This window comes from Xanthomonas sp. NCPPB 1325, from assembly GCF_041477645.2.
GTDB lineage: Bacteria > Pseudomonadota > Gammaproteobacteria > Xanthomonadales > Xanthomonadaceae > Xanthomonas > Xanthomonas cannabis.
This window is the reverse complement of the sequence record NZ_CM192985.1, coordinates 2,937,649-2,952,521: the sequence shown is the minus strand read 5'-3', so window position 1 is coordinate 2,952,521 and position 14,873 is coordinate 2,937,649. Positions and strand designations below refer to the sequence as shown.

General features: G+C 64.9%; 11 protein-coding genes. 9 read left to right on the top strand and 2 right to left on the bottom strand.

Annotation, left to right across the window (positions count from 1 at the left end):
- Positions 1-321 precede the first annotated feature (321 nt).
- Both ACCQ10_RS12580 and ACCQ10_RS12575 read left to right on the top strand, forming a co-directional pair.
- The gene (locus tag ACCQ10_RS12580) at positions 322-3,216 is read left to right on the top strand and encodes a TonB-dependent receptor (RefSeq protein WP_372360841.1); all 2,895 of its coding nucleotides are present in this window, start codon (positions 322-324) and stop codon (positions 3,214-3,216) included.
- A gap of 150 nt (positions 3,217-3,366) precedes the next feature.
- Positions 3,367-5,742: a beta-L-arabinofuranosidase domain-containing protein gene (locus ACCQ10_RS12575; protein ID WP_372360839.1), complete on the top strand. Its 2,376-nt coding sequence runs from the start codon at positions 3,367-3,369 to the stop codon at positions 5,740-5,742.
- A 540-nt stretch (positions 5,743-6,282) separates the two neighbouring features.
- Here ACCQ10_RS12575 and htpG read toward each other — a convergent pair.
- Entirely contained in the window at positions 6,283-8,187 is a 1,905-nt protein-coding gene (gene htpG / locus ACCQ10_RS12570; protein WP_372360838.1) for a molecular chaperone HtpG, read from the bottom strand.
- Between the two features lie 237 nt (positions 8,188-8,424).
- Here htpG and rsmD point away from each other — a divergent pair, with 237 nt between their 5' ends.
- From rsmD to ggt, 6 genes are all read left to right on the top strand, one after another.
- Positions 8,425-9,048, top strand: a complete 624-nt coding sequence (rsmD, locus tag ACCQ10_RS12565; RefSeq protein ID WP_355603775.1) for a 16S rRNA (guanine(966)-N(2))-methyltransferase RsmD — start codon at positions 8,425-8,427, stop codon at positions 9,046-9,048.
- On the top strand, positions 9,045-9,551 hold the full coding sequence (coaD, locus tag ACCQ10_RS12560) for a pantetheine-phosphate adenylyltransferase (protein WP_039410764.1): 507 nt from the start codon (positions 9,045-9,047) through the stop codon (positions 9,549-9,551). Before rsmD ends, coaD begins: the two co-directional genes overlap by 4 nt.
- Positions 9,552-9,597: 46 nt before the next feature.
- Positions 9,598-10,095 carry a hypothetical protein gene (locus tag ACCQ10_RS12555; RefSeq protein ID WP_047697971.1) on the top strand — a complete coding sequence of 166 codons (498 nt, stop codon included), beginning with the start codon at positions 9,598-9,600 and terminating at the stop codon, positions 10,093-10,095.
- A gap of 61 nt (positions 10,096-10,156) precedes the next feature.
- The gene (locus ACCQ10_RS12550) at positions 10,157-10,339 is read left to right on the top strand and encodes a hypothetical protein (protein ID WP_372360837.1); all 183 of its coding nucleotides are present in this window, start codon (positions 10,157-10,159) and stop codon (positions 10,337-10,339) included.
- The gene (locus ACCQ10_RS12545) at positions 10,330-10,614 is read left to right on the top strand and encodes a YfhL family 4Fe-4S dicluster ferredoxin (protein ID WP_029220241.1); all 285 of its coding nucleotides are present in this window, start codon (positions 10,330-10,332) and stop codon (positions 10,612-10,614) included. The genes ACCQ10_RS12550 and ACCQ10_RS12545 overlap by 10 nt, the downstream gene beginning before the upstream one ends.
- Positions 10,611-12,404 (top strand): gamma-glutamyltransferase, encoded by a 1,794-nt coding sequence (gene ggt, locus ACCQ10_RS12540; RefSeq protein WP_372360836.1) that lies wholly within the window; start codon positions 10,611-10,613, stop codon positions 12,402-12,404. Before ACCQ10_RS12545 ends, ggt begins: the two co-directional genes overlap by 4 nt.
- A 72-nt stretch (positions 12,405-12,476) precedes the next feature.
- Here the strand turns inward: ggt and ACCQ10_RS12535 are convergent, their stop codons facing one another.
- Positions 12,477-12,734, bottom strand: coding sequence for a hypothetical protein (locus tag ACCQ10_RS12535; protein WP_166745319.1), 258 nt, complete (start codon positions 12,732-12,734; stop codon positions 12,477-12,479).
- A 337-nt stretch (positions 12,735-13,071) separates the two neighbouring features.
- Between ACCQ10_RS12535 and ACCQ10_RS12530 the strand changes: the two genes are divergently transcribed.
- Positions 13,072-14,817 carry a glycoside hydrolase family 9 protein gene (locus ACCQ10_RS12530; protein WP_372360835.1) on the top strand — a complete coding sequence of 582 codons (1,746 nt, stop codon included), beginning with the start codon at positions 13,072-13,074 and terminating at the stop codon, positions 14,815-14,817.
- Positions 14,818-14,873 lie beyond the last annotated feature (56 nt).

Here is a 14,873-nt window from a genome sequence, read left to right as displayed (position 1 = left end):
TGCGAACCATGCTGTTTTCCGCACGCGCTGTCGCCAAATGCGACAAGACGTGGCGCGTGCGCACGGGCACATTGTGACCAGCTGATGAAACTGGAGCGCATGGGCGCCTTCAGTACGGAATCAAATTCTTCCTGACAACACGCGTTGCAGCGCGGTCTTTCGATCGCCTGTGCCGCAGGTTGCCCGCGTGTCTGCAATACGTGCATGAGCAGCGGTTTCGTTGCGTCATGCGTCTGCCAATCACCTCGACCTGCGCCGCTGTACGCCGGCACGGGCGTGTGTTGCCCATCGTTCGCCTGCTGTATGACTCAGGAGCCTTGCATGCCGATGTTGCCGTTGCCTCTCTCTCGCACCTGCGGCGCCACCGTGCGGCCATTGCCGGGCATGCTCACCACCGCGCTGTTGCTCGCGCTGTCGGCAGCTGCGGTCGCGCCGGTGTCTGCACAGCAGGCGACCACGGGCGATGCGACGCAGACCCTGGACAGCGTGGTGGTCACCGGCTCGCGCCTGCGCCGCGTGGATACCGAAACCGCCAACCCGGTCGTCACCGTCAGCCAGGAACAGATCGCCGCCACCGGCAAGGCGACCGTTGGCGATCTGTTGCAGGAGCTGCCCTCCATCGCCGGCAACGCCACCAACCCGTACACCAATAACGGCGGCGGCACCGGTGCATCCGCCATTTCGCTGCGCGGCCTGGGCGACAAACGCACGCTGGTGCTGGTCAACGGCATCCGGCTGGCCTACAACGACGTCAACGCCATTCCGTCCAGCATGATCGAGCGGATCGAAGTGCTCAGCGACGGGGCGTCTGCGGTGTACGGTTCCGATGCGATCGGTGGCGTGGTCAATTTCATCCTGCGCACGCGCTTCGACGGCGTCCAGTTCAGCAGCGACTTCGGCACCAGCAGCGAAGGCGATGGCAACCGCCGCAACTTCACCCTGACCACCGGCAAGACCTGGGAGCGCGGCAGCGTGATCGCCGGTTTGTCATATCACAACATCGACCCGGTCTCGGCAGCGGCGCGCGATTACTCCAGGGACGCGCTCGCCTTGACCAATGGCCAACCGGTGAAGCAGGGCTCGTCCGCCACGCCCACCGGCACGGTCAACTTCAACGATGGTTCGGAGCAATCGCTGCTGCTCGCGCAGTCCAATGGCTGCGGGCGCGTCGCCCTCAACAGCGGCGTCAGCGGGCGCGCCGGCCCGGGCGATTTCCATTGCTACAGCGCCAGCGCAGACTCCTACAACTACCAGCCGTTCAACCTGCTGCAAACGCCGCAAAAGCGCACCAATGCCTTCCTGCTGGGCACCTATCGCTTCAGCGACAGCGTCGAGGGCTATGTCAATACCTGGTTCAGTAAAACCGAATCGGCCTCGATCATTGCGCCGATTCCGATCTTCTCCAACGGCGACAACATCCTGGTGTCGGCGCAGAGTTACTACAACCCGTTCGGCGTGAACTTCGGCACCGACCGCAGCACCGGCACCTCCTACAACGACCTCAACACGCGCGCCACCGTGCTGGGCAATCGCAGCTACCAATACGACACCTACAACTTCCAGATCAGCCCCGGCCTGCGCGGGCGCTTTGGCGACAGCTCCTGGCAATGGGATGCCACCTTCAACTACGGCAAGGTCAAGCAGAAGTCGATCAACAACGGCTTTCTCGACTATGCCGCGTTCAATCAAGCCATCGGCCCGTCGTTCCTGGACAGCGATGGTGTGGTGAAGTGCGGCAGCGCCGGCGCAGCGATTGCCGGCTGCACGCCGCTGAATTTCTTCAACCTCAACGACAGCGCCAACCTGGCCACGTTGCAGGGCATGGTGGTCAATCCCATCGTCACCAGCGTGTACACGGTCAAGCAGTTCGAGGCCAATGCCAACGGCACCCTGTTCGACTTGCCTGCCGGCGCGGCCAGCCTGGCGGCCGGCATTTCCTACCGCAAGGAGCGCTCCACCACGGCCTCGGACCCGCTTTGGACCGGCGATGAAAACGGCCTGTGCGGGGTGATCGAGTTCTGCTCGTCCACCCTGAGCGGCAGTTTCGATGTCAAGGAAGCCTATGCCGAAGCGCTGTTCCCGCTGCTCAAGGATCTGCCCGGCATCAACGCGTTGAACGTCACCGTGGGTACGCGTTTTTCCGATTACAGCTCGGTGGGCAGCAAGACCAATAGCAAGGTATCGCTAGAGTATCGCCCGATCGAAAACCTGCTGCTGCGCGGCACCGTGTCGCAGGTGTTTCGCGCACCCAACATCAACGAACTGTATGCCGGCGTGGCCGGCGATGCGGCGACCGTCAACGACCCCTGCAATGGCTACACCGGTGGCAACACGGTGGCCTGCGCCAACGTGCCCACCGACGGCAGCTACCAGCAATCGGACGGGCAGGTGTCGGGCAAGGTGTCCGGTGCGGCGGTGGCGGGCTACCAGCTCAAGCCGGAAACCGGCAAGTCGTACGATGTGGGGTTCGTGTATGACCCGCAATGGATCGATGGCCTGTCGCTGAGCGCAGACTGGTGGCGCATCGACCTGGAAGACACCATCACCACGGTGTCCGCGCAGACCGTGCTCAATCAATGCTTCGCCAACCCTGCCAGCACGTTCTGCCCGCTGATCCATCGCAACGGCAACGGCACCATCAATTATATCGCCGAACCCACCGTCAACCTGGGCAAGCTCTGGGCCAAGGGCATGGACTTCAACCTGACCTATCGCTTGCCGACAACTGCCTGGGGCAATGTCACCGCCGGCCTCAACGGCACCTATCTCACCCGTTACGACGTGCTGCCCGACACCACCGACCCCAGCTCGGTCACCATCCACAACGTGGGCCGCTACACCCAGGCCTACGGCAACTTCCCGCGCTGGCGCGCACTGGGCACGCTGAGCTGGGCGCTGGACGACTGGAGCGCCACCTGGCGCATCCGCTATGTGGGGCACACCGCCATCGGCAATTCGGATCCGGATCAGAGCCTGTCGGCCGACTCCAGCGAGCCGATGGTGGTGCGCAACATCGGCGCCTACGTCTACAACAACCTGCAGCTTGGCTACAACGTGGAGCCGTGGCACACGCGCCTTGAAGTGGGCGTGGACAATATCGCCAACAAGCAGCCGCCGCTGTATTACTCCAACAACGTGGGTAATGCGAATACCGACGTGGCGACCTACGATTTGTTGGGTCGGTTCTACTGGGCGCGCGCAACGGTGAAGTTTTGAGTGCGGCGGTGTCGTCGCTATGGAGTGTGTCCGGGCTAATCGGTTGCGTGAGTCACACCTGTGCAGGCGCGAGTAGTTGCGCGGCTGCACAGCCCTTTGTTGCAATGGTGCGCGCAGTCCGTGCGTGCCGACAGGAGCTAAGCTGAGCCCATGACGGAGATGCCTGCGAGTGAATCGACCGGCGCCCACGCATTGAGTGTGTCGCGGCGGCGTTTTCTGGCCTGGAGCAGTCTGGCGGTTGGCGCGGGCTTCCTGCGGTTTCCGGCCCAGGCCAGCGCCGCACAGCCGGGCAGCGTGCGCGCGGTGCCGCTGGCCAAGGTCAGGCTCACGCCGTCGTTGTTCCTGGATGCGCTCAATACCAACCGCCGTTATCTGATGCGCCTGCAGCCGGACCGCCTGCTGCACAACTTCGTGCTGTACGCCGGCCTTGATCCCAAGGCGCCGGCCTATGGCGGCTGGGAAGCGGACACCATCGCCGGGCATACGCTCGGCCACTACCTCAGCGCACTGGCGCTGATGCATGCGCAGACCGGCGATGCGCAATGCCGCACGCGCGCGGCCTACATCGTCAGCGAACTGGCCCGCTGCCAGGCGCATGCCGGCGATGGCTACGTGGCCGGCTTCACCCGCAAGAACGCGGCGGGGCAGATCGAAAGCGGGCGTGCGGTCTTCGACGAACTCAAGCGCGGCAAGATCGACCCGGCGCCGTTCTATCTCAATGGTAGCTGGGCGCCGCTATACACCTGGCACAAACTGTTCGCCGGTTTGCTCGACGTGCACGCGCATTGCGACAACGCGCAAGCGCTACAGGTGGCAGTCGGTCTGGCCGGGTATCTGCAGGGCATCTTCTCCGCGCTGGACGACGCGCAATTGCAGAAAGTGTTGTCGTGCGAATTCGGCGGCCTCAACGAATCGTTCGTCGAATTGCATGTGCAAACCGGCGACGCGCAATGGCTGGCGCTGGCGCAGCGCCTGCATCACCACGCCGTGCTCGACCCACTCATCGCCCAGCGCGACGAACTGGTGCATCAGCATTCCAACACCAACATCCCCAAACTGATCGGCCTGGCACGCGAATACGAAGTCACCGGCGATGCCGCATCCGGCGCCGCAGCGCGCTTCTTCTGGCACACCGTCACCGACCACCACACCTATGTGATCGGCGGCAACGGCGACCGCGAATATTTCCAGCAGCCGGACAGCATCTCGAAATTCCTCACCGAGCAGACCTGCGAGCATTGCGCCAGCTACAACATGCTCAAGCTCACCCGGCATTTGTATCAATGGGGGCCGCAGGCGGCATTCTTCGATTACTACGAGCGCACCTTGCTCAACCACGTGATGGCGCAGCAGCACCCGCGCACCGGCATGTTCACCTACATGACACCGCTACTGGCCGGCGAAGCGCGCGGCTGGTCGTCGCCGTTCGACGATTTCTGGTGTTGCGTCGGCAGCGGCATGGAAGCGCACGCGCAGTTCGGCGACTCGATCTACTGGGAAGACGGGCAGGGCGTATACGTCAATCTATATGTGCCCTCCACCGTGCGCGATGCCGCCGGCTTCGCATTGACCTTGCATAGCACGCTGCCGGAACAAGGCCAGGTCGCACTGCGCATCGACGCCGCGCCAGCGGAGGTACGCACGCTGGCCTTGCGCGTGCCCGGCTGGGCCAGTGGGCCCACGCTGCAGATCAACGGTGAGCTGCAAGCCCTGCAGCCGGTGGACGGCTACCTGCGCATCACCCGGGTGTGGAAGGCTGGCGACAATGTGTCCCTGCAGCTGGACATGCCGTTGCGCCTGGAACCCACGGCGGACGATCCGGCGTGGGTGGCGCTCATGCGCGGCCCGCTGGTACTCGCCGCCGATCTTGGCGACGCCGCAAAGCCCTGGAGCACCAAGACCCCCGCACTGGTCGGCGGTGATGAGGTACTGCAACGCCTGCAGCCACTGCCGGCACACGGCCACTACGCATATGCCGACGGCGCCCAGCAATGGCATTTCTCGCCGTTCTACGCCCAGTTCGACCGCCGCAGCGCGGTGTACCTGGAGCATCGCGACGCCGCCGCCTGGCAACAACGCCAGGCCGAACAGGCCGCCAACGCGCAACAGCAAAAAGCCCTGGATACCCGCGCGCTCGACCACGTTGCGCTTGGCGACGACACTTCCGAAAAAGCCCACGCACTCACCAGCGAAAGCTCTTACGCACTGAGCTACCGCCGCCGCGCCGGCCGCGACGCCCGCACCGGCGGCTTCATCGCCTTCACCGTGCGCAACGCCACACAGGCCCGCATCCTGCGCCTACGCTACTGGGGCGACGAAACCCGCCGCCGCTTCCGCATCCTCGCCGACGGCGAACTCATCGCCAACGAACGCCTCGACGGCAACCGCGGCCTGGATTTCGTCGACGTGGACTACGCCTTACCCGCAGCGGTAGCAGGTCGCACTACCCTGCAGATCCGCATCGAACCGGAAACCGGTTATTCGGCCGGGCCTGCGTTTGGGTGTTGGGTGTTGGAGTCGGCGTGATCAAGGCGCAGACCGCCGTGTTACTGCGGTTACCTACGCGCTGCGTCACGCGTAGGCGACACACCGCAAGCACACAACCAGCAAGGCATCACAAGCAACCATGGAAGGAAAAAAGCCCCTCTCCCCCGGGAGAGGGGTTGGGGTGAGGGTACGGAGGCGAAGCCCCCCAAGACAATCCATTGCACCGCCTAACCTCACCGCCTAGCTACGGAATCCTCCGCGACAGTCACCACCACTCGCCTCGATGCGTAACGATCTGCAACTTGCAACCAACCGCACGTCGCAACTGCTCCAGCGATAGCCCAGCAAGCGCAAGCTGAAAATTCGTTGACGATCCACTGCGCTCTGCGATGAGCAAGTTGGCCGCAGCCTCGCTGGGCCACGGCTGCCTGGTCGAGTACAGATCGCAATTCCACCCATCCTGGCGGTTGGCCAGCGTCGACGGCATGCGACAGGTACGCGATGTCGAGTGCCTGCCGCATGCATAAAAAAGACCGGCGCGCAGGCCGGTCTTCGGATGACACCCAGTGCAGATGCTACTTACGCCGACAACTCCAACAACAACTTATTCAATCGCCTTACATACCCAGCCGGATCCTTGAGGCTATCGCCCGCCGCCAGCGCAGCCTGATCAAACAACACCCGGCTCAGGTCACCGAAGCGGTCCATGTCGGCTTCCGCATCGAGTTTCTCGATCAGCGGGTGGGCCGGGTTGAATTCGAACACCGGCTTGGACTCCGGCACGGCCTGGCCGCTGGCTTCCAGCAGCTGACGCATCTGCAGGCCCAGGTCGCCCTGGCCGATGGCCAGGATGGCCGGGGAGTCGGTCAGGCGGTGCGAGACGCGTACTTCGGCTACGTCCTCGCCCAGGGCGGCCTTGATGCGCGAGGCCAGGCCTTCCTTGGATTTGGCGACTTCTTCCTGCGCCTTCTTGTCTTCTTCCGAATCCAGCTTGCCCAGGTCCAGGTCGCCGCGTGCCACGTCCACGAACGACTTGCCGTCGAATTCGGTGAGGTAGCTCATCAGCCATTCGTCGATGCGGTCGGTGAGCAGCAGCACTTCGATGCCCTTCTTGCGGAACACTTCCAGGTGCGGGCTGTCCTTGATCTGCGCGTAGCTCTCGCCGGTGAGGTAATACAGTTTGTCCTGGCCCTCGGCCAAACGGCTCACGTAATCGGCCAGGCCCACGCTCTGCGCGCCAGTGGTGTCATGTGTGGAGGAGAAGCGCAGCAGGCCGGCGATCTTTTCGCGGTTGGCATAATCTTCGGCCGGGCCTTCCTTCAATGCCTGGCCGAAGTTGCGCCAGAACGTCGCATAGTCGTCCGGCTTGTCCTTGGCCAGCTTCTCCAGCATATCCAGCGAACGCTTGGTCAATGCGGACTTCATCGAGTCCACCACCGGGCCGGACTGCAGGATCTCGCGCGAGACATTGAGCGAGAGGTCCGACGAATCCACCACGCCCTTGATGAAGCGCAGATACAGCGGCAGGAACTGCTCGGCCTGGTCCATGATGAAAACGCGCTGCACGTACAGCTTCAGGCCCTTGGCCGAATCGCGGTGGTACAGGTCGAACGGGGCGCGGCCGGGCACGAACAGCAGCGAGGTGTATTCCAGCTTGCCTTCGACCTTGTTGTGGCTCCACGCCAGCGGGTTGCCCGCGTCGTGCGCCACGTGCTTGTAGAACTCTTGGTACTCCTCATCCTTGATCTCGGACTTGGGCCGCGTCCACAACGCGCTGGCGCGGTTGACCGATTCCCACTCGGGTTCGGCGGGCTTGTCGGCCTCTTCGCCGTAGTGCTCCTTGCGCATTTCGATCGGCAGGCCGATGTGGTCGGAATACTTCTTGAGGATGTTGCGCAGGGTCCAGCCGTCGGCGAACGACTCTTCGCCTTCCTTCAGGTGCAGCACGATGCGGGTGCCGCGCTCGGGCTTGTCGATGCTGGCGATTTCGAATTCGCCTTCGCCGCGCGAGGACCAATGCACGCCTTCGTTGGCAGGCAGGCCGGCGCGGCGCGAGTACACGTCCACCTGGTCGGCGACGATGAAGGCGCTATAGAAACCCACGCCGAACTGGCCGATCAGATTGGCGTCCTTCTTCTGGTCGCCGCTCAGGTGCTTGAGGAAATCAGCGGTGCCGGACTTTGCAATCGTGCCCAGGTGCGACACCGCGTCCTCGCGGCTCATGCCGATGCCGTTGTCGTCGATGGTGACGGTGCGGGCGTCCTTGTCGTAGTCGACGCGGATGCGCAGCTCGCTGCCGCCTTCCAGCAACTCGGGCTTGACCAAGGCTTCGAAGCGCAGCTTGTCGGCGGCGTCGGCGGCATTGGAGACCAGCTCGCGCAGGAAGATTTCCTTGTTCGAGTACAACGAATGGATCATCAGCTGCAGCAGCTGCTTGACCTCGGTCTGGAAGCCCAGCGTCTGCTTGTCGGTTTCAACGGTCATTGGGGTCGTGCTCCATGGTGGTCCAGGCCGCACCGCGGCCGATGGCCTGGGGGATGAGGCCGTCGGCGGATTTTTTCAAGGCGGGCGTGCCCGAATGTGTGGTGCATCGGCGGGCAGGGCGGGGCGGGAACGGCAGCCACAGCGGTATCATGGACGGCCATTGACCGCGCCCCGACCCATGCCGCCACTCGTGCCCTCGCTACGCCGCCATTGCCTGCCCACGCCGGGCGCGCGGCGATGAGCCGCCCGGCGCGGCCGGCGCCGCGCGGCGCGGAAGGCCAGGTGCGCATCGTGGGTGGGCGCTGGCGCAATACGCGACTGGCGGTGCCCGACCTGCCGGGCCTGCGCCCTAGCAGCGACCGCGTCCGCGAGACGGTGTTCAACTGGTTGATGCCGCGCCTGCCTGGTGCGCGCGTGCTGGACCTGTTCGCCGGCTCCGGCGCGCTGGGGCTGGAGTCGGTCTCGCGCGGCGCCGCGCATGCCACCCTGATCGAGCGCGACCCCGGCCTGGCGCAGCGGCTACGCGAGCATGTGCGCAAGCTGGATGCCGCCGGCCAGGTGCAGGTGCTGCAGGACGACGCGCTGCGCTGGCTGGAGCGCGCCCCGCCGGCCCAGGCCGACATCGTGTTCGTCGACCCACCGTTCGCCGCCGGGCTGTGGCCCGGCGTGCTGGACCGCTTGCCCCGGCATCTGGCCGCCGAGGCCTGGCTGTATCTGGAAGCGCCCGCCGACGGCGTGCCCCCGCTGCCTTCCGGCTGGCACCTGCACCGCGAGGGCGGCACCCGGGAGGTGCGCTATGCGCTGTACCGCCGGGCCGCTGCTACACTGAAGAGCGATCCGACCCCGGTAGTTTCCGTATGAGCGTGGCCAACAGCCGCACCGCCGTCTATCCCGGTACCTTCGACCCGATCACCAATGGCCACATCGACCTGGTGAACCGCGCCGCGCCGCTGTTCGAACGCGTGGTGGTGGGGGTTGCCTATAGCCCGTCCAAGGGCCCGGCACTGCCGCTGGAAAAACGCGTGGCGCTGGCGCAGGAAGCCCTGGCCGCGCATGCCAACGTGGAGGTGCGCGGCTTCGACACGCTGCTGGCGCATTTCGTGCGCGACATGGGCGCCGGCGTGCTGCTGCGCGGCCTGCGTGCGGTGTCCGATTTCGAATACGAATTCCAGATGGCCAGCATGAACCGCCATCTGATCCCGGAGGTGGAAACCCTGTTCCTGACCCCGGCCGAGCAATACAGCTTCATTTCCTCATCGCTGGTGCGCGAAATTGCGCGTCTGGGCGGGGATGTGTCCGGCTTCGTTCCGGCCTCGGTCGTCGAGGCGTTGCGGCAGGTGCGCGAATCTCGCGCGCAGGCCTGAGCTTTTGCAGTTACATCACCACATGCATTTCAAAGGGAGGAGTTTCATGAAACACACCATGCGCGCTCTGGCGCTCGCTTCGATCGCCGCACTGGCGGTCACCGCCTGCAAGAAGGAAGAGCCGGCGCCGACCGCCGCTGCCGCACCGGCGCCGCTGAAGGCACCGGCCAAGGACGACAACGCCGGCTGGAAGAAGTACCTGCAGGAAGTGGTCGGCCAGAACCTGGGCGCCACCACCAACAGCCCGTTCCTGTACTACTTGCCGCCGGAGTCCGATGCCGAGTTCGCCGGCAGTTACGAGCGTCAGCTGGAAAGCGTCAAGACCGCGCTGGCACGTGGCGTGCAGCCGGGCAACATGCTGGCCTTCGGTTCGTCCGCGTCCACCAAGATGGCCGACCTGATCGACGCCGCGTTCAAGGACGTGCAGCCGGATTCGATGAAGGGCGTGCGCGTGTTGTTCATCGGCGATGCCGCCGAAAATGCCCGCGTGCAGACCATCGTCCAGCCCAAGGGCGTGGAATACACCTTCGTTGAAGCCAAGTAATGCCGTACCAGGCCGGATGCGCGGGAGGGCGCACCCGGCCGCCGTGTGTGGAGTCAGCAGCATGCTGACTCCACAGGTCACCGGAGCCGGCCGTACCAAGCCGGCGCCGGACAGCGCGCAAGGCGCTGTCCAGGTGGTCATCATCCGCGCCATCTGCGCCCGCCTGCAGCAGTACGTTGCGTTCCAGCGCCTGCAGTTGAATCGCGCTGCCCCGCATTGCATGGTGGTGTCGATATGTCGCTGAAAATCAACGAGCTCTGCGTCAACTGCGACGTCTGCGAGCCGGCGTGCCCGAATCAGGCCATCTCGATGGGCGAGACCATCTACGTCATCGACCCGGCACGCTGCACCGAGTGCGTGGGCCATTTCGACGAAGCGCAATGCGTGGTGGTGTGCCCGGTCGAATGCATCGACCCGGATCCGGATATTCCGGAAACCCATGATCAGCTGCTGGCCAAGCTGATGCAGTTGCAGCGCGATCATCCCGAACTGTACGAACAGGAGCCTCCCGCCCCGTGAGCACTCTCTCCCCACGTTTCTCCCTGCGCGGCCTGTTGTTGCTGGCCTTGGTGCTGGCACCGCCTGTGTGGTCCGCCGACGGCGCCAAGCCGGCAGCGGCCAGCACCGCACCGGTTGCCGCGCATCCGCCTGGCGCGGCGATCGCCAGCGGCCATGCGCTGGCCACCGATGCCGGCCTGCAGATCCTGCGCGAGGGCGGCAATGCGTTCGATGCCGCGGTCGCGGTGTCGTCCACGCTGGCGGTGGTCGAGCCGATCAGCTCGGGGCTGGGTGGCGGCGGTTTCTTCCTGCTGCACGACGCCAAGACCGGCAAGGACGTGATGCTGGACGCGCGCGAAACCGCGCCCGAGTCGGCCACCGAAGCGCAGTTCCTCGACAAGAAAGGCGAGCTGGACCGTGACCGCTCGGTCAACGGCCCGTGGTCGGCCGGTATTCCTGGGCTGCCGGCGGCGCTGGTGGAGCTGGCTGCCAAGCACGGCCGGCTGCCGCTGAAGCAGTCGCTGGCGCCATCGATCCGCATCGCGACCGACGGTTTCCCGGTGTACGCGCGCATGGCCAAAGGCTATGCCTCGCGGCGCGAAGTGATGGAGCGCTACCCCGGCACGCGGCAGGTGTATCTGCGCTGCGGCAAACCCATTGCCGAAGGCGAGATCTTCAAGCAGCCGGAGCTGGCCCATACGCTGCAGCTGCTCGGCGACAAGGGCTTCGACGGCTTCTACAAAGGCGAGACCGCCAAGAAGCTGCTGGCCGGCGTGAAGCAGGCCGGTGGTCAGTGGAAGGCCGCCGAGCTGGCCGGGTATCGGGTCAAGGAGCGCACGCCGATCCAGTTCGATTACCGCGGCTGGAAGATCACCACCGCACCGCCGCCGTCCTCCGGTGGTATCGCGCTGGCGGCCATGCTGCAGATTCTGGAAGGCTGGGACCTGAATAAGCTCGATGACGTGCACCGCACCCATCTGGTGGTGGAGTCGATGCGCCGCGCCTACCGCGACCGTACCTTCTTCCTGGGCGACCCGGACTTCGTGGATGTGCCGCAGCGCGTGCTGACCAGCAAGGACTACGCGCAAGGCCTGCGCGCCACGATCAATCCGGACAAGGCCACGCCCAGCGATCTGCTGTCGGGCAATCCCACCCCGTTGGAAGATGACGAAACCACGCATTTTTCCATCATCGATGGCGAAGGCAACCGTGTGGGCGCTACCCAGACCGTCAACCTGCTGTACGGCTCGGGCCTGATTCCCAAGGGCACCGGCGTGCTGCTCAACAACGAGATGGACGACTTCGCGCTCAAGCCGGGCACGCCGAATGCGTTTGGCGTGATGGGCTATGCAGCCAACGCGCCCAAGCCGGGCAAGCGCATGCTCAGCTCGATGACGCCCACGTTCATGGAGTCGGCCGACAAGGCCATCGTGCTGGGCACGCCGGGCGGTAGCCGCATCATCACCATGGTGCTGCTCGGCATCCTCGGTTACGACGCAGGCCTGGATGCACAGGCAGTGAGCGCGCTACCGCGGTATCACCACCAGTGGCTGCCGGACGTCATCGACGCCGAAACCGATGCCTTCTCGCCGCAGACCGCCAAGGGCCTGGAAGCGATGGGCCACGCCCTCAAACTGCCCGGCGACACCGCCGAGGGCGGCCGCGGTTCCAGCCACGTGTGGGGCAACCTGCAGACCGTGGAATGGGACAAGCGCCGCAACGTGCTCAGTGGCGGCAGCGACCCGCGCAATCCGGTGGGCAAGGCGCAGGTGCAGTTGGAAGCGAACGTCGGCTCGCAAGCCAGTCCGTAATGATGCGCAGCCAGGTGGCAGGCCGGTGCCTGCTGCCTGGCTGCGATCGTTTGCATCGTGGCCGATCACGGGTCATTCCAACAGCCCGTAATAGTGGCCCTTGGCTTCATAGACGGTGTAGTCACTGTAATCGGGGTTGCTCTTCTTGCTCTGCACGGAGGCGTCGAGCAGGCGTACGACTAGCTTGCCTTCCAGCACGTAGATGTCCGGATTTGTATTGCCCCCCAGGAAGGGTTTCCAGCGCGGCATTCCGCGTTGTTTGGCCTGGTGCTGTTCGGGGCTCAGGGTGCCGGGTGCGATGGGTTTGTTATCGCTATCGATGATGTTCATCGGATGTCTCCTGGTGATGATGGGGATGCGCCTGTCGCTGCGATAGGGACGACACAGCGTGGAGCGCGATGCCACGTTAGCCGGCCTGCGACGAGGGGAATTGGTGTAAACGACGTAAATCACGGGCGTTCCGACTAGGAACCAGGTTGGTTTTCCCGTGCAAGCCAGGGTGGGAGCAGCGGGAGCGTTGGACCAGGTTTGATCGCCGGAACAATGCGACGCGGTTGGCAGCAATGTGCAATCTTCGAACGACTCCAGAGGTGCCATCAGTACGCGACTCGGCGCGTTGCGGCGATCTGGGCTTGTAGCGGCGCTAGGGTGCGGCCACCATGGGCGCATGAAAACTCCTGTCATCCTGTTGTCTGTCACCGCGCTGCTGCTTCCCCTGGGTACCTGCGCCGCCGAACTCAGCGCGCCCCGTTCGGCAGGCGCGATCCACGTCAATCAGCTTGGGTACTTGCCGGGCTCGACCAAGCTGGCGGTGGTCGGGCTAGCGCAGGGCGAGGTGCTGAAAGCGGACCGTTTCGCGCTGGAAGATGCGCAGGGACGCACGGTTCTGCAAGGCACCTTGCAACCGCCAGCGCTGTGGACGCCAGCCGGGCAGCAGGCGCGGGTGGCGGATTTTTCCGGCCTGCGTGCGGCCGGCACCTACCGGTTGAAGGTCGACGGGCTGCCGGCATCGGATCCGTTCCCGATCGACGCGCATGCCTACCAGCCGGTGGTCGATGCGTCGCTGAAGGCGTTCTATTTCAACCGTGCCAGTACCGCGCTGCCGGCGCAGTTTGCCGGGCGCTATGCGCGTGCGGCCGGGCATCCGGATACGCAGGTGCGTATCCATCCAACGGCGGCCTCGGCCACGCGCCCGGCCGACAGCGTGATCAGTGCGCCCAAGGGCTGGTACGACGCCGGCGACTACAACAAGTACATCGTCAATTCCGGCATCAGCACCTACACCTTGCTGGCAGCCTACGAACACTATCCGGCGCTGTTCAAGGCCAAGCCCCTGACCATTCCCGACGACGCGCACGGCGTGCCGGGCATCCTGCAGGAGACCTGGTGGAACCTGGAATGGATGCTGGCCATGCAGGACCCGGCCGATGGCGGCGTCTACCACAAGCTCACCGACAAGCAGTTCGACGGGTTGGTGATGCCGGATCAAGCCAAGCAGCAACGCTATGTGGTGATGAAAGCCACTGCCGCCACGCTGGACTTTGCCGCGGTGATGGCCGCGGCCAGCCGGGTGTATGCACCCTTCGACAAACAGTATCCTGGTATGTCGGCGCGCATGTTGAAGGCCGCGCGGGCCGCGTGGACGTGGGCGCAACAGCATCCGGATGTGATCTATCGCCAGCCCGACGATGTGCGCACCGGCGGCTACGACGACGCGCAGGTGGACGACGAATTTGCCTGGGCAGCCGCGGAGCTGTACGTGACCACCGGCGAGGACAAGTTCTACGATGCGATGCTGGCGCGCAACGTGCCGGCCAGCGTGCCGAATTGGGGCAGCGTCGGCGGACTGGCCTGGATGTCGCTGGCCGCGCACCGCGACACGCTGACCGCGCATGCCGACCGTGCCCGCATCACGCGCGAAATCACCGGCCTGGCGCAGCAGCTGGCCGATGCGTGGCAGGCATCGCCGTGGCGGCTGGCGATGAACGACAAGGATTTCGTCTGGGGCAGCAATGCCGCGGTGCTCAACCGCGCGATGATGTTGTTGCAAGGCTATCGCCTGACCCGGCAGCGCACGTATCTGGATGCCGCGCAGTCGCACCTGGATTACATCCTGGGCCGCAATCCGCTGGGCCTGTCGTTCGTCACCGGGGTCGGGCAGCGCACGCCGATGCATATCCACCATCGCCCCTCCGAAGCGGACGGCATCGCCGCGCCGGTGCCGGGCTGGCTGGCCGGCGGCCCGCAGCCGGGGCAGCAGGATGCCAAGGATTGCAAAGTGGCGTATCCCTCCAAGCTGCCGGCGCTGTCGTATCTGGACAACACCTGCAGTTACGCCACCAACGAGGTAGCCATCAACTGGAATGCGCCGCTGGTGTATGTGAGCGCGGCGATCGAGGCATCGACGCGTTAGGACGTGCGGTTTTCGAAGTGGTGCCGGCACCCTCGTAGCGATCGCACACTGCAGCT